Genomic DNA, 18,477 nt, shown 5'->3' on the forward strand with positions numbered 1-18,477 from the left:
GAGGTCTCCACCCGTGGCCGCGCCCACCCCCACCCCGCCTTCCCCCCGCCGTACCGTCCTCGGCCGCCTTCCTCTGCCCGAGCGGAACTACGTCGCCGAAGCGCTGCGCACCGAGACCGTCGGCGGCATCATCCTGCTGGTCGCCGCCGTCGCCGCACTGATCTGGGCGAACACCTTCGCGGGAAGTTACGGATCGGTCAGCCACTACCACTTCGGGCCCGAGGCGCTGGGGCTCAACCTCTCCGTGACGCACTGGGCCGCCGACGGGCTCCTGGCCATCTTCTTCTTCGTCGCGGGTGTCGAGCTCAAACGTGAACTGGTCGCGGGTGAACTGCGCGACCCGAAGGCCGCCGCGCTTCCGGTCATCGCCGCACTCTGCGGCATGGCCGTCCCGGCCCTCGTCTACCTCCTGACCGTGGTCCTCGGCGACGGTTCCACGGCCGGCTGGGCGGTCCCCACCGCCACCGACATCGCCTTCGCGCTCGCCGTCCTCGCGGTCATCGGCACCTCGCTTCCGGCCGCGCTGCGCGCGTTCCTGCTCACCCTCGCCGTGGTCGACGACCTCTTCGCGATCCTGATCATCGCGGTCTTCTTCACCGACAGCATCGACTTCCTGGCGCTCGGCGGAGCCTTCGTCGGCCTGGCCGTCTTCTACTTCCTGCTGCGGGCCGAGGTCAGGGGCTGGTACGTCTACGTGCCGCTCGCCCTGGTCATCTGGGGGCTGATGTACAACAGCGGCGTCCACGCGACCATCGCCGGTGTCGCCATGGGCCTGATGCTGCGCTGCACGACACGTGAAGGCGAGGCGCACTCCCCCGGCGAGCACATCGAGCACCTGGTCCGCCCGCTGTCGGCCGGTTTCGCCGTACCGCTGTTCGCTCTCTTCTCCGCCGGCGTCTCCCTCAAGGGCGACGCGCTCGCCGGCGTCTTCACCCAGCCCGAAACGCTCGGTGTCGTCCTCGGCCTGGTCGTCGGCAAGACGCTCGGCATCTTCGGCGGCACCTGGCTCGCCGCCCGCTTCACCAAGGCGGAGCTCAACAAGGACCTGGCCTGGGCGGACGTCTTCGCCGTCGCCTCGCTCGCCGGAATCGGCTTCACCGTCTCGCTGCTCATCGGGGAACTCGCGTTCGAGGGCCACGGCGAGACGGTCAACGACATCAAGGCCGCCGTGCTCGTGGGGTCCCTGATCGCGGCCGTACTCTCCGGTGTACTGCTCAAACTGCGGGTACGCACATACAGAGCCCTCTTCGACGCCGAGGAGCTCGACGAGGACGAGGACGGCATCCCCGACATCTACGAGCAGGACAATCCGGAGTACCACCTCCGGATGGCCGCGATCCTCGAAAAGAAGGCCGCCGAGCATCGGCGTCTGGCCCGGGCGGCGGGGGCAACGAGCAGCGAGACGGACAGTCCGGCATGATCTGACACCGGATGTGTTGAAGAGGAGAGGGAGTCAGGGATGAGCGACCCCGGCAACTACGCGGGCAGTGGCGACCGCAGTCTCGGACAGTTGGTCGCTTCGGCGACGGCCGAGATGTCGGCACTGGTGCACGACGAGATCGCACTGGCCAAGGCCGAAGTACGCCAGGACGTGAAGCGCGGCGTCATCGGCAGTGTGGCGTTCATCGTCACGGGCGTGCTGATTCTGTTCGCGATTCCGGTGCTGAGCTTCGCGGCGGCGTACGGAATCCACAATCTGGGCCTCGGCCTCGCCTGGTCGTTCCTGATCGTCGGCGGCGCGTTCATCCTGCTGGGAATCCTGCTGGCGCTGTTCGGCTGGGCCAAGCTGAAGAAGGTCAAGCCGCCGGAGAAGTCGATCGCGTCGGCCAAGCAGACCGCCGCCGTCCTCCAGGGCGTCAAGCCCCACCCCCGTCCCGAGGTAGTGCCCGGTACGGTCCTTCCGGCCGCCGGCAGCACGATGCTGGACAAGGCCATCGAAAGCGGCCCGGTCCAGGACAAGGCGTCGGCTGTGGCACGCTCGTCCACATGACCGTCCCCGATTCCAGCGCGTCCGGTCCGGCACCAGGCCCCCAGGGCCCGGCCGGTTCCGGCAGTCCCGTACGCCTCGACGGTCCGTGGATCCACCGGGATGTGGCGGCCAACGGTGCGCGCTTCCACATCGCCGAGCTGGGCGACGGGCCTCTGGTGCTCCTGCTGCACGGCTTCCCGCAGTTCTGGTGGACGTGGCGCCACCAGATGACCGCGCTCGCCGACGCCGGGTTCCGGGCGGTGGCCATGGACCTGCGCGGGGTCGGCGGCAGCGACCGTACGCCCCGGGGTTACGACCCCGCCAACCTCGCCCTCGACGTCACCGGCGTGATCCGCTCGCTCGGCGAGCCGGACGCGGCGCTGGTCGGCCACGACCTGGGCGGCTATCTCGCCTGGACGGCGGCCGTGATGCGGCCGAAGCTGGTGCGTCGGCTCGTGGTGTCCTCCATGCCGCACCCCCGCCGCTGGCGGTCCTCGATGCTCTCCGACTTCTCGCAGTCCAGGGCGGGTTCGTACATCTGGGGGTTCCAGCAGCCGTGGCTGCCGGAGCGCCGGCTCGTCGCGGACGACGCGGCCCTCGTGGGCCGGCTGATCACGGAGTGGGCGGGACCGCGGACCCCGGAGTTCCCCGACGACGAAGCGCTGGACGTCTACCGTCGCGCGATGGCGATCCCGTCGACGGCGCACTGCTCGATCGAGCCGTACCGCTGGATGGTGCGTTCCATGGCCCGGCCGGACGGTGTCCAGTTCAACCGGCGGATGAAGCGGCCGGTGCGCGTACCGACGCTGCATCTGCACGGTTCACTCGATCCGGCGGTCCGTACGCGGAGTTCCGCGGGGTCCGGTGAGTACGTGGAAGCGCCGTACCGTTGGCGACTTTTCGACGGTCTGGGGCACTTCCCCCACGAGGAGGACCCGGTGGGGTTCTCGACCGAACTCATCAACTGGCTCAAGGATCCCGAGCCCGACCGCTAGCCCGGTGGCACGCGTGTCCGACGAACAGCCAATTGCCTGCCGCATAGGCCAATTGGCTGACTCCCGCACGATTACCGACCTTGGGTCACGGGCAGACGTCGGGGTATGGGCTGGACGCACGACTTCGGTGACGCAGCACGCAACCGCCGCTCGACCGCAACGGTCGGTCCGAGCACTCATGAGGGGGGCGGCCCACAGGGCCGGGTGCACGATGTGCATGATTTTCATGATCCCCAGCTTGGAATTCCGCGCATTCTCCGCCGCCGGGCCCGCTGGTTCTCGGCGCGGCTGCGCCATCCCCGTGGATGACGCAGCCACCTTCTGACGACAGGGCCTAGGTCGTGTCCGCGAAGTCTCGTCTGGCCGGCGATACTTTGCGGACACTCCCTAGAGCGCGCAGTTCTGGCTGTCCACCTGCTGGTTGGCGGTCCGGCCGCGCTCGACGTCCTGGCGGACCTCGTCGGCCGTCAGCGCGTACCCGGTGTCCGGGTCGTCGAGGGACTTGGCGAACACCACTCCGTACACCTTTCCGTCCGGAGTGAGCAGCGGGCCACCGGAGTTGCCCTGCCGCACGGTCGCGTAGAGCGAGTACACATCGCGGCGGACGGTGCCCCGGTGGTAGATGTCCGGACCGTCGGCGTTGATGCGTCCGCGGACCCGGGCGGACCGTACGTCGTAGGCGCCGTTTTCCGGGAAGCCCGCGACGATCGCGCTGTCGCCCGTCTCCGCGTCGTCCTCGGTGAAGCGCAGCGGCTTCGCTTCGAGGTCCGGCACGTCCAGTACGGCGATGTCGCGCTGCCAGTCGTAGAGGACGACCTTCGCGTCGTACAGCCGTCCCTCGCCGCCGATCTGCACGGTCGGCTCGTCGACTCCGCCGACGACATGGGCGTTGGTCATGACGCGACGGTCGGAGAACACGAAGCCGGTGCCTTCGAGAACCTTGCCGCAACTGGGCGCCATACCCACGACCTTGACGATGGACTTCTTGGCGCGGGCGGCGACGGGGCTGCCGGCCAGCGCCGGGTCCGGGGCCTGGACCTCGGTGATGGGCTCGTTGGCGAAGGGACTGAAGACCTGCGGGAAGCCGTTCTGAGCGAGCACCGAGGAGAAGTCGGTGAACCAGGTGGACGCCTGATCGGGCATCACACGCGAGACGCCGAGGAGGACCTTCGAGTTGCGGACCTCCTTACCGAGCGTCGGCAGGGAGGTGCCGGCCAGGGCGGAGCCGATCAGCCAGGCGACCAGGAGCATCGCCACCACGTTGACCAGTGAGCCGCCGGTGGCGTCCAGGGCGCGCGCGGGCGACCACGTGATGTGCCGGCGGAGTCTGTTGCCCAGATGGGTGGTGAACGCCTGGCCCGCGGAGGCACAGACGATCACGATGATGACCGCGACGATCGCGGCCGTGGAAGAGACCTCGGAGCCGTTGGTCACCTGGTCCCATATGAACGGCAGCAGATAGACGGCGACGAGTCCGCCGCCCAGAAAGCCGATCACCGACAGGATGCCGACGACGAAACCCTGGCGGTAGCCGATGACCGCGAACCACACGGCGCCGACCAACAGCAGGATGTCCAGCACGTTCACCGTCTCTAGCCTCGCAGAATCGTCACCTGGCCCGTCATCCGTCCGACGGGGTCCGGGCCGGGCCGGAGCAGCGCAGCACGGGATTGAGCAGTCAGCCTGTCATGGGCGCCAGTCGAGCGGCACCTGTCTGGTCGGGTCCCAGGGACGCTCCCAGCCCGCGTAGTGCAGGATCCGGTCGATCACGCCGGCCGTGAAACCCCAGACGAGAGCGGATTCGACCAGGAACGACGGGCCCGGATGGCCGCTGGGATACACGGTGGTCACCCGGTTGGCGGGATCCGTGAGATCCGCCACGGGGACGGTGAAGACCCGGGCGGTCTCGGCCGGGTCGACGACACCGACCGGGCTCGGTGCCCGCCACCAGCCGAGGACGGGCGTCACCACGAAGCCGCTCACCGGGATGTACAGCCGGGGCAGTACGCCGAAGATCTGGACGCCCCTCGGATCGAGTCCCGTCTCCTCCTCGGCCTCCCGCAGCGCGGCCCTGAGCGGTCCCGTGGTGGCCGGGTCACCGTCCTCGGGGTCCAGGGCGCCGCCGGGGAAGGACGGCTGGCCCGCGTGCGAGCGCAGCGAGCTGGAGCGCTTCATGAGGAGCAGCTCCGGGCCGCGCTCTCCCTCGCCGAAGAGGATCAGGACGGCGGACTGGCGGCCCGCGCCGCTTTCGGGCGGCAGGAAGCGGCTGAGCTGCTGGGGCCGGATGCTCCGCGCCGCGCGGGCGACGGGGTCGAGCCAGTCGGGCAACCCCTCGGTGGTGACGGGGACCTGGTCGGTGTCGGGCGTGCCGCTCGCCCCGGTCGGAGCGGACCGTGTGCTCTGTGCGTGCGTCATATGCACCCCCTCCGTTTCACAACGCCTGTCGTCGGCCATTTCGTTCCGGGGCCATTTCGCTCGGTTTCGTGCGGCTCGGGCCGGGTGCCCGTCCCTCATTCGGCCCCGAGGGGCGGTGCCGGTTTGCCCGGGTAGTCGGGCGGGGGGCTGAGGCGCTGGCCCGGGTAGCCGCCCATCTCGTACTTCAGGAGCTTCTTCGCCTTCTCCGGGTCCGTCTCTCCCTCGCCGTACGAAGGACAGAGCGGGGCGATGGGGCAGGCGCCGCAGGCGGGCTTGCGGGAGTGACAGATGCGGCGGCCGTGGAAGACGACGCGGTGCGAGAGCATCGTCCACTCGCTCTTCGGGAAGATCGCGGCCACGTCCGCCTCGACCTTCTCCGGGTCCTCCTGGTCGGTCCACTTCCAGCGGCGCACCAGCCGGCCGAAGTGGGTGTCCACCGTGATGCCGGGGACCCCGAAGGCGTTGCCCAGGACGACGTTGGCGGTCTTGCGGCCCACACCGGGCAGCTTCACGAGATCGGCGAGCCGGCCGGGGACCTCGCCGCCGAAGTCGTCCCTGAGCGCGGCCGACAGCCCTATCAGCGACCTGGTCTTGGCCCGGAAGAAGCCGGTCGGCCGAATGAGCTCTTCCAGTTCTTCGGGGACGGCCGCCGCCATGTCCTCGGGGGTCGGGTAGGCGGCGAACAGCGCGGGAGTGGTCTGGTTGACCCTCAGGTCGGTGGTCTGCGCCGAGAGCACGGTGGCGACGAGGAGTTCGAAGGGATTCCGGAAGTCCAGCTCCGGATGGGCGTACGGATAGATCTCGGCGAGCTCGCGGTTGATCCGGCGGGCGCGGCGGACCATCGCGAGGTGCGATTCCGGTTTCGCCTTCTTCGGGGCCCCGGCCCTCTTCGCCGGTGCCGCCGACTTCCCCGTCGCCGTCTTCTCTGTCGCCGTCTTCTCCGTCGCCGTCACTGCCTTCGTCGTCTTCACAGCCTTCGTCGCGGGCTTCCCCGCAGTGGTCTCATCCGGGCGTTTTGTGGCATTTTTGGAGCGACGCGCGAACCGTTCGCCCACAGCGGAATCAGGGCCTTCCGACACCCCATCAGCCCCCTCGACCTGCACTCTCACCGGCGTTCTGGACACCCGGCCAGCCTAGAGCCCGACACTGACATCCGCCCCGGTCACTGCGCATCCGCGCCCAATCGGCCCCCTGCCGTACGGTCCGGCACGTCCGTGCGTCAAACTGGTTTGTGATTGATCGCACTGTTTTACCGTCCGGCATCATGGGGACCACGGTTCCCTGAACAGGCCGACAAGGAGAGAACTCGTGGACGACGTTCTGCGGCGCGCCCCGCTTTTCGCGGCGCTCGATGACGAGCAGGCCGCGGAGCTCCGCGCCTCGATGAGTGAGGTGACCCTCGCGCGCGGAGACGCGCTGTTCCACGAGGGTGACCCGGGTGACCGCCTGTACGTGGTCACCGAGGGCAAGGTGAAGCTCCACCGCACCTCCCCCGACGGACGCGAGAACATGCTGGCCGTCCTCGGTCCCGGCGAGCTCATCGGAGAGCTGTCGCTCTTCGACCCGGGCCCGCGCACGGCGACGGCGACGGCCCTGACCGAGGTCAAGCTGCTCGGCCTCGGCCACGGCGACCTCCAGCCCTGGCTGAACGCACGCCCCGAGGTGGCCACCGCGCTCCTGCGCGCCGTCGCCCGCCGGCTGCGCAAGACCAACGACCAGATGTCCGACCTGGTCTTCTCCGACGTGCCGGGCCGTGTCGCCCGTGCGCTCCTCGACCTGTCGCGCCGCTTCGGCGTGCAGTCGGAGGAGGGCATCCACGTCGTGCACGACCTGACCCAGGAAGAGCTGGCCCAGCTGGTCGGCGCCTCCCGCGAGACGGTCAACAAGGCGCTCGCGGACTTCGCCGGGCGCGGTTGGCTGCGCCTGGAGGCTCGCGCGGTGATCCTGCTGGACGTGGAGCGGCTGGCGAAGCGCTCGCGCTGACCCCGCACCTGATTCGTGCACGAAGGGCCCCGCCGGACGGCGGGGCCCTTCCGCGTTCCCGGCCGCCCGGAGAAGGCTCCTGGAAGGTGCCCTGACCAAACGAGAGCGCTAGATGAGCCCGTGCTCGCTCAGGTACTCCATCTGGGCCCGCACCGACAGCTCCGCAGCCGGCCACAGGGAGCGGTCCACCTCCGCGTACACGTGGGCCACCACCTCCGAGGACGACCGGTGTCCGGCCTCCACGGCCGTCTCCACCTGGGCGAGACGGTGCGCACGGTGGGCGAGATAGAACTCGACCGCCCCCTGGGCGTCCTCCAGGACCGGGCCGTGGCCCGGAAGGACGGTGTGCACCCCGTCGTCGACCGTCAGCGAGCGCAGCCGCCGCAGCGAGTCCAGATAGTCGCCCAGGCGCCCGTCCGGGTGCGCCACCATCGAGGTGCCGCGCCCCAGGACGGTGTCGCCGGTCAGCACCGCCCGGTCGGCCGGCAGGTGGAAGCAGAGCGAGTCCGCGGTGTGCCCGGGCGTCGGCACCACCCGCAGTTCGAGTCCGCCGGTGGTGATCACATCGCCCGCCCCGAGCCCCTCGTCGCCCAGGCGCAGCGCCGCGTCCAGGGCGCGCACCTTCGTACGGGTCAGCTCGGCGAAGCGCGCCGCGCCCTCCGCGTGGTCGGCGTGGCCGTGGGTGAGGAGGGTGAGCCCGACACGCCGCCCGGAGCGCTCGACGGCGTCCGTCACCGCCCGCAGATGGGCCTCGTCGAGCGGGCCCGGGTCGATGACGACCGCCAGGTCCGAACCGGGCTCGGCCACGATCCAGGTGTTGGTGCCGTCCAGCGTCATCGGCGAGGCGTTCGGGGCGAGGACGTTGACCGTACGCGTGGTGGCGGGACCGGAGAGCACTCCGCCCCGCGGCTGCCCGGGAAGTGCCGCCGCGTCGCTCATGCGCCCTCGCCTCCGGCCTTCCCGGTGGGGATGTGTTTGGTGAACTCATCGTGCCCCGGCCAGCTCAGCACCAGCTCGTCGCCGTCCAGGCGGGCCTGTGCGAGTACGGGAGTGAGGTCCTGGGAGTCCGCCGCCTTCAGGGCCTCGGCGGCCGTCCCGTACGGCCTGAGCGTCCGCAGCGTGGACACGGTGGGCGGCATCATCAGCAGCTCGCCCCGGTCGTAGCCGTCGGCCGCCTCGCCCGGGGCGATCCACACGGTCCTGTCGGCCTCCGTGGACGCGTTGCGGGTGCGCTGGCCCTCCGGGAGCGCGGCGACGAAGAACCAGGTGTCGTAGCGGCGCGGTTCGAACTCCGGGGTGATCCAGCGCGCCCACGCACCGAGCAGGTCGGAGCGCAGCACCAGACCCCGCCGGTCGAGGAACTCGGCGAAGGACAGCTCACGGGCGACCAGCGCCTCGCGGTCCCCCTCCCAGTCCGCCCCCGTCGTGTCGCTGACGACCGTGCCGGCGGTCGGACCCGCCAGGAGGACGCCCGCCTCCTCGTACGTCTCACGCACGGCGGCGCAGACGATGGCCTGTGCCTCGGTGACCGTCTCGACGCCGAGCCGCCCGGCCCAGTGCTCCAGCGACGGCCCGGCCCAGCCGACCAGGCGGTCGTCGTCGCGCGGATCGACTCCGCCACCCGGATAGGCGTACGCGCCCCCGGCGAAGGCCATGGAGGCGCGGCGGCGCAGCATGTGCACGGCCGGCCCGCCCGCGGTGTCCGCGGCAGGGTCCCGGAGCAGCATCACGGTCGCGGCGCGCCTGGGGGTCGCGGCTGTCAGCTCGCCTGCGGCGAGGGCCCGGATCCGGTCGGGCCATTCCGGTGGGTACCACTGACCATTGGACATGGCCGGAGGCTATCCGGAACCGTCCCGATGTTCGAGGGCCGCGGTGATCCGTACATGCCCCGTACATGCATGATCCCGCCCGGTCACCGGGACCGGACGGGATCATGTGTGGCGTACGGAGGACGGATCAGGCGTCGACGAGCTCGACCTGGACCTCGACCTCGACCGGCGCGTCCAGCGGCAGCACCGCGACGCCCACGGCGCTGCGCGCATGCACGCCCTTGTCACCGAGGACCGCGCCCAGCAGCTCGCTCGCGCCGTTGATCACGGCCGGCTGGCCGGTGAAGTCGGAGGCCGAGGCGACGAAGCCCACGACCTTCACGACCCGCGCGATCCGGTCCAGGTCGCCCGCGACCGACTTCACGGCCGCGAGGGCGTTGAGCGCGCACGTCCTGGCGAGCTCCTTCGCCTCGTCGGGCGTGACCTCGGCGCCGACCTTGCCGGTCACCGCGAGCTTCCCGTCCACCATCGGCAGCTGGCCGGAGGTGTAGACGTACACCCCGGACTGCACGGCCGGCTGGTACGAGGCCAGCGGCGGCACGACGTCCGGGAGCGTCAGGCCGAGCTCCGCGAGGCGCGCCTCGACGGCGCCCGCCATTACGCGCGCTCCCGCTTCAGGTAGGCCACGAGCTGCTCGGGGTTGTTCGGGCCGGGGACGACCTGGACGAGCTCCCAGCCGTCCTCGCCCCAGGTGTCCAGAATCTGCTTGGTCGCGTGCACGAGAAGGGGCACGGTCGCGTATTCCCACTTGGTCATAGGGCCGACTGTAATGCCTGGCACGTACGGTCTCGTGCGTAGCCCGGGGCACGACTGGTTAGGCTCCAGGACGTGAGCAGGTTCCAGGTCGTCAGCGGTAAGGGCGGGACCGGTAAGACCACGGTCGCCGCCGCCCTCGCGCTCGCCCTCGCGACCGAGGGGAAACGCACCCTCCTCGTCGAGGTCGAGGGCAGGCAGGGCATCGCCCAGCTCTTCGAGTCGGAGGCGCTTCCCTACGAGGAGCGGAAGATCGCCGTCGCGCCGGGCGGCGGGGAGGTGCACGCGCTGGCGATCGACGCCGAGCGGGCCCTCCTCGACTACCTCCAGATGTTCTACAAACTGGGCAGTGCCGGCCGGGCGCTCAAGAAGCTCGGCGCGATCGACTTCGCCACCACCATCGCTCCGGGGGTGCGGGACGTCCTGCTGACCGGCAAGGCGTGCGAAGCCGTACGCCGCAAGGACAAGCGGGGACGTTTCGTCTACGACCACGTGGTCATGGACGCGCCCCCCACCGGACGCATCACCCGCTTCCTCAATGTGAACGACGAGGTGGCCGGGCTGGCGAGGATCGGCCCGATATACAACCAGGCCCAGGCCGTGATGCGCGTCCTGAAGTCCCCGGAGACCGCGGTCCACCTCGTGACGCTCCTGGAGGAGATGCCGGTCCAGGAGACCGCGGACGGCATCGCCGAGCTCCGGGCCGCCGAACTGCCCGTGGGCCGGATCATCGTGAACATGGTGCGCCCGCACCTGCTCGACGAGGAGGCGCTGCGGACCGTCTCGGGCGCTCGCCGCAGGGAGATCGCCAAGACACTCACCCGGGCGGGGGTGACCGGCTCCGCCGCCCTCGTACGGCCCCTGGTCGAACAGGCGGCCGAGCACGCCGAGCGGGTCTCACTGGAGCGCGAGCAGCGCGCCGTACTGGCCGGCCTGGAGCTGCCCACGGACGAACTGCCGCTGATCGGCGAGGGTGTGGACCTCCCCGCGCTGTACGACCTGGCGGTCGAGCTCCGTAAGCAGGGCACAGGGGAAGAGGTGGGGTCATGACGCTGGGCTCGGACGTCGCACCGGGGCTGGACACCGATGCGCTCCTGGACGACCCGGACATCCGGATCGTCGTGTGCTGCGGCTCGGGCGGGGTCGGCAAGACCACGACCGCCGCGGCCCTCGGCGTACGGGCCGCCGAGCGCGGGCGCAAGGCCGTGGTCCTCACCATCGACCCGGCCCGCCGGCTCGCCCAGTCCATGGGCATCGACCAGCTGGACAACATCCCCCGCCGGGTCGAGGACATCGACGGCGAGGGCGGCGGTGAACTCCACGCCATGATGCTCGACATGAAGCGGACCTTCGACGAGACCGTCGAGGCGCACACCGACCCCGCGCGGGCCCGCGCGATCCTGGAGAACCCCTTCTACCAGTCCCTGTCGGCCGGCTTCGCGGGCACGCAGGAGTACATGGCGATGGAGAAGCTGGGGCAGCTGAGGGCCCGCGACGAGTGGGACCTGATCATCGTCGACACCCCGCCCTCGCGCTCCGCACTGGACTTCCTGGACGCTCCGAAGCGCCTCGGTTCGTTCCTGGACGGAAAGTTCATCCGGCTGCTGGTGGCCCCGGCGAAGATCGGCGGCCGGGCCGGGATGAAGTTCCTCAACGTCGGCATGTCGATGATGACCGGGACGCTCGGCAAACTGCTGGGTGGTCAGTTCCTCCGTGACGTACAGACCTTCGTCGCCGCGATGGACTCGATGTTCGGCGGATTCCGTACCCGGGCCGATGCCACGTACAAACTGCTCCAGGCCCCCGGTACGGCGTTCCTCGTCGTCGCGACGCCGGAGCGGGACGCCTTGCGCGAGGCCGCGTACTTCGTGGAGCGGCTGGCCGACGAGGAGATGCCCCTGGCCGGCCTGGTGCTCAACCGGGTGCACAACAGCGAGGCTTCCCGGCTCACGGCGGAGCGCGCGCTCGCCGCTGCGGAAAATCTTGAAGAGGGCGGCATTGTGGATCAGACGACCGGGAAGGCTGGCCTCAGTGACCCAGTGGACCCGGCGGGCGCCTCTCCCGAAGCCCCCGAGTCACCGCTGCCCCCCGAACGCGACGAGCCGAACGAACAGCACGAGCCGCACGAGTCGCCCGAACACCCCCACAAGGGTGACGCCCGAGCACCTCACAAGCAGTCGGAGCCGCCGACGGACGCGCATTCCGCATCCGCTGCCGCCACTGCCGCCACATCGTCCGATCCCGAGTCCACCGAACCCTCGGTCGAGCAGGTGACCGCAGGTCTGCTCCGCCTGCACGCCGAGCGCATGCAGGTCGTCGCGCGCGAACAGCGCACACGCGACCGCTTCACCGCGCTCCACCCCGAGGTCCCGGTCACCGAGGTGGCCGCGCTGCCCGGCGATGTACATGACCTCGCAGGTCTCCGGGCCATCGGGGACCGGCTCTCGGCCGGTTCCGTTTCCGCTCCGGCCGGAGCTGCCTAGGCCCTGCTGCCCGTAACCCCTCACGGGGTGCGGGCCCGTACGCCTACCCCACGGCGGCGAACGTCTCGTGCAGTACGTCGTCGTCCAGGCCGACCGCTGCGGGCAGGATGCCCGTCGACTGCTCGTACTCACTGCGAGCGGTCTCCAGCAGGCGACGCCAGGACGTGACAGTCGGTCGTCGCCGCAGCAGTGCGCGGCGCTCCCGCTCCGTCATTCCACCCCACACGCCGAATTCGACGCGATTGTCCAGCGCATCGGCCAGGCACTCGGTCCGCACCGGACAACCGGTGCACACCGCCTTGGCCCTGTTCTGCGCTGCCCCTTGTACGAACAGTTCATCCGGATCGGTAGTGCGGCAGGCTGCCTGCGCACTCCAGTCGGTTACCCAGCCCATGCCGGCGCCGTCCTCTCCCGAATCGAGGCTCCCCCACGGCGGCGGCGGCATATTCACCGCCACCAGTTGAGGACGTTACGGAAGGCAGCACCAGCACAACACCCCCTTCGGGCCCAATCTTGGATGGCCCGAACGGACTATGCGTACGCGGCAGATCACCCAGAGGAGTGAGGGGAGGACATACGAGACCATCACCACAAAATCGGGGCAGGACCCCCAAATCGCAGTGGACAATCCGTGACACACAAGGCGAATTCGGGAACGCCTCGGGTCGCGGAACCGCTGCTTGCGGAGATGGCTTGAACTGCACGGGGGTTGAAACAAAACCGGTCTGCTGTGACAGTTGAGAGCAGCTTAGGCCAACGCATATACGCCTGTCCGGCGAATGAGAACGTAGGCTGCCCCCATGCCAAAGAAGCGCTCGGGCGGGGGTCTCACGACGACCCAGCAGGCCGCCAAGTTCCTCGGTGTCGCCGCACTATCCGGAGCTGTCCTGGCAGGTATCGCACTGCCGGCCGCCGGAGTGCTCGGCCTCGCGGCCAAGGGGACGGTCGAGGGATTCGACGAAATCCCTTCCAACCTCAAGACACCACCGCTCAGTCAGCGCACCAAGATCCTGGACAGCGACGGCGGGCTCATCGCGACGGACTACTCGCGCGACCGCACCGTCGTCCCGCTCAAGGACATCTCCCCGTACATGCAGGACGCGATCGTCGCGATCGAGGACTCCCGCTTCTACGAGCACGGGGCCGTCGACCTCAAGGGCATCCTGCGTGCGATGAACCGCAACGTGCAGGCAGGCGGGGCCGCGCAGGGCGCGTCGACCCTCACCCAGCAGTACGTGAAGAACGTCTTCGTCGAGGAGGCGGGCGACGACCAGGCGAAGGTCGCCGAGGCCACCCAGCAGACGCTCGGCCGCAAGGTCCGCGAGCTCAAGTACGCGATCCAGGTCGAGGAAGAGCTCGGCAAGAAGAAGATCCTGGAGAACTACCTCAACATCACGTTCTTCGGGCAGCAGGCGTACGGCATCGAAGCCGCGTCCCAGCGCTACTTCTCCAAGCCCGCGAAGAACCTGAAGCTGGCGGAGGCCGCGCTGCTGGCCGGCATCGTCCAGTCGCCCAGCCGCTACGACCCGGTCAACGACGCGCAGGAGGCGACCAAGCGTCGCAACACCGTGCTGCAGCGCATGGCCGCGACGAAGAGCATCACGCAGGCCGAGGCCGACAAGGCCATGGCCACCCCGCTCGGCCTGAAGGTCAGCAAGCCCCGCAGCGGCTGCATCACCGCTGTGGAGGGCGCCGGCTTCTTCTGCAACTACGTCCGCAAGACGGTCCTCTCCGACCGCTCCTTCGGCAAGACCGAGGCGGACCGGCAGAAGCTGTGGGACCTCGGCGGTCTGACCATCAAGACCACGCTCGACCCCAAGGCGCAGGCCGCGGCCAACAAGGCCGCCACCTCCCGCGTCAACAAGGACGACGGCGTCGCCGCCTCGGTCGTCCAGGTCCAGCCCGGCACCGGCAAGATCCTCTCGATGGGGCAGTCGCGGCCGTACGGGCTCGACGGGACGAAGCACGAGACGGTGATCAACCTCGGTGTCGGCAGCGAGATGGGCGGCACGACGTACGGGTTCCAGGTCGGCTCGACCTTCAAGCCCATCACCGCTGCCGCCGCCCTGGAGAAGAGCATCAGCCCCACCACGGTCTTCGACGACCCGTGGAAGATCAACATGGCGAAGAGCGACTACCGGAACTGCTCCGGCAGCCCGACCGGCTCGGACCAGTGGCCCGTGCAGAACGAGCTGGAGTCCGAGAAGGGCCCCTACGACCTGACCAGCGCGCTGGGCAAGTCCATCAACACCTACTTCGCGCGGCTGGAGCAGAAGGTCGGTCTCTGCGAGACCGTCACCATGGCGAAGAGCCTCGGGTACGAGGCCAGCACCGGGCGGAAGCTGGGCGAGGACCCGTCGGTCACCCTCGGCGTCGCGGAGAACACCCCGCTGGGCATGGCCTCCACGTACGCCGCCTTCGCCAACCGCGGCACGTACTGCTCCCCGGTCGCGATCGAATCGGTCACCACACGGGACGGCAAGTCCCTGCCCGTGCCGAAGACGGCCTGCAACCGCGCGATGAGCGAGCTCACCGCCGACACGATCAACCAGATGCTCAAGGGCGTCGTCGAGGACGGAACGGGCACCCAGGCCGGCCTCACCGACCGCGACAACGCGGGCAAGACCGGTACCACCGACGACCGCAAGGACGCCTGGTTCGTCGGCTACACCCCGAACCTGTCCACCGCGGTCTGGGTCGGCGACGACGTCGGCGAGAAGCGCGGCATGTACAACATCACCATCGGCGGCCAGTACTACGACAAGGTCTGCGGTGGCTGCCTTCCCGGCCCGATCTGGCGGACCGCGATGACCGAGGTGCTGAGCGCCGGCGAGACGCCCGCCTTCAACTACGTCAAGGTCCCGCGCGGCAACACCAAGCCCGAGAAGGAAGACAAGGGCGACAAGGAAGAGGACGACAAGGGGGGCAGGGGCGACCCCAAGCCCGGCGACGAGATCACCCTTCCGCCCGGCCTCCTCGGCGGCGCGACCGGCGGTGACGGCGACTGGGGGGACGGCACCGGCGGCGGCCGGAACTGACCCGAAGGCGCCCCCGCGGACTCCGGTCCGCGGGGGCGCCGGTCGCTCAGAAGCACGACGAGGGTGCCCCGGGATGATCCCGGGGCACCCTCGTCGCGTTTCCGTGAACACGTGACGAAGGTCACGTGACTCTTCGTGAAAGGCGCGGCTCCCGGCCCGTGCGGCGAATCCATAAATTCCACTCACAAACGACTTTGCGACACCTGGATTTCACCCAACGCAGTACCGGATGGTCTTGTTCCGATTATCGTGTCCCAGTCCCGCGTTCCAGTCGGCCCCCCACACCTATGATCGAAGAAGTAAAGAGCGGCGGGCATTTTCCGCTCATTGACGGGCCACGGAAAACGAAGGTGTAAAAACGGTTGCGATTTATCGGGACAGCACGAACTCTTGTCTTTCTCCTCGCTTTCTCTCCCCTTGCGGCGGGCTGCGGATCATCACCCCAGGCATCGCCTCCCGAGGACGTGGCCGGCTTCCGGAACGTGAAGCCGGGGACTCCGCTCGTGGAGGTCGTGGACGAAGTGACGTCCGCGGGACTCGGGCTCTCGGTCCGGGACGCGACCGCCCTGGGCAGGTACATCCCTCCGGAGATGACCCGGAAGTACGAGGTGTGCTTCACGGAGGACAAGCCCGATCTCGGCGCAATCGACCTGTTCGTGGTCCCGTCGGCGGAAGTCTGCCCGGCGAAGAGGGGTGCTGCCGCGCCACGGCCTCCGGTCCCCGACGTCACGGGCAGGACGACCGGTGAAGCGGCGTCACTGATGGCCGAGACCGGCTTCCGGCCCGACCGGATGACGGCTCGGGACGAGGAGAAGCCGTCCAGGCCGCTCGATGCCAAGGCGGCGAGGAATTGGCGGGTCTGTTCTCAGTCCCCGGCCGCGGGAACCCCGTTCACGGCTGACGGGAAAGTCCTCATGCTCATCGCGGTCACGTGCGGCACCAGCGAGAAGATTCAGCCTGAATGACACAGAGCGCACGGACCGGGTTGTATATCCGACAGCCCCAACCGAAAGGTCTTTGATATATGCGTCACGCAATGCGCGCCATAACCATCGCAGCCGCAGTTCTGCTCGCGGGAGGAATCACGGCGTCCTCGGCACAGGCCGACGACCCCGCCGTGACCATCTACACCGCTTCCAAGTTGGGCAAGGCCAAGTTCGAGCCCTACGGCGAGCACCTCTACATCACCGACCTGGTCAGTGACGGCAAGTCGACGGTGGCACGGCTCGTGGTTCACGGGGACACGACGTACTACTACTGGAACCGCACCAAGGCCGGCTCCACGCGCGACGTGAACATGGACCTCCCCGAGGACCGCCACGTCGCCCTGGTGGCCTACACCGGTGTCTGGGACGGCACCGTGACCGGCGGCATCCACTGGGACAGCTACGACCACATGCTTGAGGCCGTCACCACCTTCAGCTGAGTCGCCCACGAACGGGACCCTCCGGCGGGAGAGCGATGACTCCCCGCCGGAGGGTCCGTCAGTCCGCGTACACCGAAACGGTGATCAGCCCGCGAGGAGCTTCTTCACCGTCGCGGCCACCCGGCCGCCCTCGGCGAGGCCCGCCACCTTCGGGTTCACGATCTTCATGACGGCGCCCATCGCGCGGGGCCCCTCGGCTCCGGCGGCCTTCGCCTCCTCGACCGCGGCCGAGACGATGCCCGTCAGCTCCTCGTCGCTGAGCTGCTTGGGAAGGTACGCGTCGAGCAGCTCGCCCTCGGCCTTCTCGCGGTCGGCCTGCTCCTGCCTGCCGCCCTGGGCGAAAGCCTCTGCCGCCTCGCGGCGCTTCTTCGCCTCCCTGGCGATCACCTTCTGCACCTCGTCGTCGGAGAGCTCGCGCGCCGTCTTGCCGCTGACCTCTTCCTTGGTGATCGCGGTGAGGGTCAGCCGGAGCGTGGACGAGGTCAGCTCGTCACGCGCCTTCATGGCCGTGGTGAGGTCTTCCTTGAGCTTGGACTTGAGCGTGGTCATGCGGCGATTGTGACAGGTACGGGGCACCCGACGCCCGCGTGTTTTCCTGTCGCGGCACCGTGTCTGCGACGATGGGCACATGCGCGCACGCTACGGAGTACCCCTGAAAGTCACGGCTGTCGGCGCTGCGGTCGGCGTTGCCGGCCTCGCTTACGCCGCCGGATTCGAGGCCCGCTCGTTCCGCCTGCGTCGGATCACGGTCCCCGTACTCCCGCACGGGGCACGCCCGTTGCGCGTACTCCAGGTGTCCGACATCCACATGGTGTCCGGCCAGCGCAAGAAGCGGGCCTGGCTCCAGTCGCTGGCGGGCCTGCGTCCGGACTTCGTCGTGAACACCGGCGACAACCTCTCGGACCCGGACGCCGTTCCGGAGGTGCTCGACGCCCTCGGTCCGCTGATGGAACTCCCCGGGGTCTACGTCTTCGGCTCCAACGACTACTACGGGCCCAAGCTCCGTAACCCCGCCCGGTACCTGTTCGAGAAGATGCAGGGCAACCACGGTCTCAACGGCAACGCCCCCGCGGTCGGTGTCGTCCACAACCCGTGGGAGCCGATGCGGGACGCGTTCGACGAGGCCGGCTGGCTGGGCCTGTCCAACACCCGCGGACGGCTGAAGCTCGACGGCCTGGAGATCGCGTTCACCGGCCTCGACGATCCGCACATCAAGCGCGACCGGTACGCGGAGGTCGCGGGCGGTCCGGAAACCGGCGCGGACCTCTCCATCGGCGTGGTCCACGCCCCGTATCTGCGCTCCCTCGACGCGTTCACGGCCGAGGGCTACCCGCTGGTCCTGGCGGGCCACACCCACGGCGGTCAGCTCTGCATCCCCTTCTACGGTGCGCTGGTCACCAACTGCGACCTGGATACGGACCGGGTCAAGGGCCTCTCCACGCACACGGCCGGGGGCCACCGCTCCTACCTCCACGTCTCGGCCGGCTGCGGCACCAACCGCTACACCCCGGTCCGCTTCGCCTGCCCGCCCGAGGCGACGCTGCTGACCCTCACGCCGCGCGACTGACGCACGGACGGCGGGACCG

20 protein-coding genes are annotated in these 18,477 nt (G+C 69.4%); 11 read left to right on the forward strand and 9 right to left on the reverse strand.

Going from position 1 to position 18,477, the window contains the following annotated elements; all coding sequences use genetic code 11:
* Nucleotides 1–13 precede the first annotated feature (13 nt).
* The 4 genes from nhaA to OG230_RS16300 all read left to right on the forward strand — a co-directional run bounded on the left by nhaA (nucleotide 14) and on the right by OG230_RS16300 (nucleotide 3,273).
* Complete coding sequence (nhaA, locus tag OG230_RS16285; protein WP_328910941.1) at nucleotides 14–1,420, forward strand: Na+/H+ antiporter NhaA; 1,407 nt, start codon at nucleotides 14–16, stop codon at nucleotides 1,418–1,420.
* Nucleotides 1,421–1,459: 39 nt separating this feature from the next.
* Nucleotides 1,460–1,990 carry a phage holin family protein gene (locus OG230_RS16290; RefSeq protein WP_328910942.1) on the forward strand — a complete coding sequence of 177 codons (531 nt, stop codon included), beginning with the start codon at nucleotides 1,460–1,462 and terminating at the stop codon, nucleotides 1,988–1,990.
* On the forward strand, nucleotides 1,987–2,964 hold the full coding sequence (locus OG230_RS16295; RefSeq protein WP_328910943.1) for an alpha/beta fold hydrolase: 978 nt from the start codon (nucleotides 1,987–1,989) through the stop codon (nucleotides 2,962–2,964). The genes OG230_RS16290 and OG230_RS16295 overlap by 4 nt, the downstream gene beginning before the upstream one ends.
* 105 nt (nucleotides 2,965–3,069) lie before the next feature.
* On the forward strand, nucleotides 3,070–3,273 hold the full coding sequence (locus OG230_RS16300; RefSeq protein WP_328910944.1) for a hypothetical protein: 204 nt from the start codon (nucleotides 3,070–3,072) through the stop codon (nucleotides 3,271–3,273).
* Between the two features lie 78 nt (nucleotides 3,274–3,351).
* On the opposite strand, the gene OG230_RS16305 is transcribed toward OG230_RS16300, so the two are convergent.
* From OG230_RS16305 to nth, 3 genes are all read right to left on the reverse strand, one after another.
* Complete coding sequence (locus OG230_RS16305; RefSeq protein WP_328910945.1) at nucleotides 3,352–4,551, reverse strand: MarP family serine protease; 1,200 nt, start codon at nucleotides 4,549–4,551, stop codon at nucleotides 3,352–3,354.
* A gap of 99 nt (nucleotides 4,552–4,650) precedes the next feature.
* Nucleotides 4,651–5,379 (reverse strand): NUDIX hydrolase, encoded by a 729-nt coding sequence (locus tag OG230_RS16310; RefSeq protein WP_328910946.1) that lies wholly within the window; start codon nucleotides 5,377–5,379, stop codon nucleotides 4,651–4,653.
* Between the two features lie 95 nt (nucleotides 5,380–5,474).
* Nucleotides 5,475–6,332: an endonuclease III gene (gene nth, locus OG230_RS16315; RefSeq protein ID WP_443051591.1), complete on the reverse strand. Its 858-nt coding sequence runs from the start codon at nucleotides 6,330–6,332 to the stop codon at nucleotides 5,475–5,477.
* 355 nt (nucleotides 6,333–6,687) lie between these two features.
* Between nth and OG230_RS16320 the strand changes: the two genes are divergently transcribed.
* Complete coding sequence (locus OG230_RS16320; RefSeq protein ID WP_014046869.1) at nucleotides 6,688–7,362, forward strand: Crp/Fnr family transcriptional regulator; 675 nt, start codon at nucleotides 6,688–6,690, stop codon at nucleotides 7,360–7,362.
* Nucleotides 7,363–7,470: 108 nt separating this feature from the next.
* Here the strand turns inward: OG230_RS16320 and OG230_RS16325 are convergent, their stop codons facing one another.
* The 4 genes from OG230_RS16325 to OG230_RS16340 form a co-directional block, all read right to left on the reverse strand.
* The gene (locus OG230_RS16325; protein WP_328910948.1) at nucleotides 7,471–8,301 is read right to left on the reverse strand and encodes an MBL fold metallo-hydrolase; all 831 of its coding nucleotides are present in this window, start codon (nucleotides 8,299–8,301) and stop codon (nucleotides 7,471–7,473) included.
* Complete coding sequence (locus OG230_RS16330) at nucleotides 8,298–9,191, reverse strand: NUDIX hydrolase (RefSeq protein WP_328910949.1); 894 nt, start codon at nucleotides 9,189–9,191, stop codon at nucleotides 8,298–8,300. The genes OG230_RS16325 and OG230_RS16330 overlap by 4 nt, the downstream gene beginning before the upstream one ends.
* 127 nt (nucleotides 9,192–9,318) lie before the next feature.
* The gene (locus OG230_RS16335) at nucleotides 9,319–9,789 is read right to left on the reverse strand and encodes a RidA family protein (protein ID WP_328910950.1); all 471 of its coding nucleotides are present in this window, start codon (nucleotides 9,787–9,789) and stop codon (nucleotides 9,319–9,321) included.
* Entirely contained in the window at nucleotides 9,789–9,947 is a 159-nt protein-coding gene (locus OG230_RS16340) for a DUF4177 domain-containing protein (RefSeq protein ID WP_073492664.1), read from the reverse strand. The genes OG230_RS16335 and OG230_RS16340 overlap by 1 nt, the downstream gene beginning before the upstream one ends.
* Nucleotides 9,948–10,019: 72 nt before the next feature.
* Between OG230_RS16340 and OG230_RS16345 the strand changes: the two genes are divergently transcribed.
* Nucleotides 10,020–10,994, forward strand: a complete 975-nt coding sequence (locus OG230_RS16345) for an ArsA family ATPase (protein ID WP_328910951.1) — start codon at nucleotides 10,020–10,022, stop codon at nucleotides 10,992–10,994.
* Entirely contained in the window at nucleotides 10,991–12,427 is a 1,437-nt protein-coding gene (locus tag OG230_RS16350) for an ArsA family ATPase (RefSeq protein WP_328910952.1), read from the forward strand. Before OG230_RS16345 ends, OG230_RS16350 begins: the two co-directional genes overlap by 4 nt.
* Before the next feature lie 43 nt (nucleotides 12,428–12,470).
* Here the strand turns inward: OG230_RS16350 and OG230_RS16355 are convergent, their stop codons facing one another.
* Nucleotides 12,471–12,821, reverse strand: a complete 351-nt coding sequence (locus tag OG230_RS16355) for a WhiB family transcriptional regulator (RefSeq protein WP_328910953.1) — start codon at nucleotides 12,819–12,821, stop codon at nucleotides 12,471–12,473.
* A gap of 406 nt (nucleotides 12,822–13,227) precedes the next feature.
* Between OG230_RS16355 and OG230_RS16360 the strand changes: the two genes are divergently transcribed.
* The 3 genes from OG230_RS16360 (at nucleotide 13,228) to OG230_RS16370 (ending at nucleotide 16,891) form a co-directional block, all read left to right on the forward strand.
* Nucleotides 13,228–15,465, forward strand: coding sequence for a transglycosylase domain-containing protein (locus OG230_RS16360; protein ID WP_328910954.1), 2,238 nt, complete (start codon nucleotides 13,228–13,230; stop codon nucleotides 15,463–15,465).
* Nucleotides 15,466–15,827: 362 nt separating this feature from the next.
* Nucleotides 15,828–16,430: a PASTA domain-containing protein gene (locus tag OG230_RS16365; RefSeq protein WP_328910955.1), complete on the forward strand. Its 603-nt coding sequence runs from the start codon at nucleotides 15,828–15,830 to the stop codon at nucleotides 16,428–16,430.
* A gap of 71 nt (nucleotides 16,431–16,501) precedes the next feature.
* A complete protein-coding gene (locus tag OG230_RS16370; protein WP_328910956.1) occupies nucleotides 16,502–16,891 on the forward strand; it encodes a hypothetical protein in 390 nt (129 codons plus the stop codon).
* A gap of 84 nt (nucleotides 16,892–16,975) precedes the next feature.
* Here the strand turns inward: OG230_RS16370 and OG230_RS16375 are convergent, their stop codons facing one another.
* A complete protein-coding gene (locus tag OG230_RS16375) occupies nucleotides 16,976–17,440 on the reverse strand; it encodes a GatB/YqeY domain-containing protein (protein WP_328910957.1) in 465 nt (154 codons plus the stop codon).
* A gap of 79 nt (nucleotides 17,441–17,519) precedes the next feature.
* On the opposite strand from OG230_RS16375, the gene OG230_RS16380 reads away from it, so the two are divergent.
* Complete coding sequence (locus OG230_RS16380; RefSeq protein WP_328910958.1) at nucleotides 17,520–18,458, forward strand: metallophosphoesterase; 939 nt, start codon at nucleotides 17,520–17,522, stop codon at nucleotides 18,456–18,458.
* Nucleotides 18,459–18,477 lie beyond the last annotated feature (19 nt).

Origin of the sequence: Streptomyces sp. NBC_00234 (assembly GCF_036195325.1) — a bacterium.
Taxonomy (GTDB): domain Bacteria; phylum Actinomycetota; class Actinomycetes; order Streptomycetales; family Streptomycetaceae; genus Streptomyces.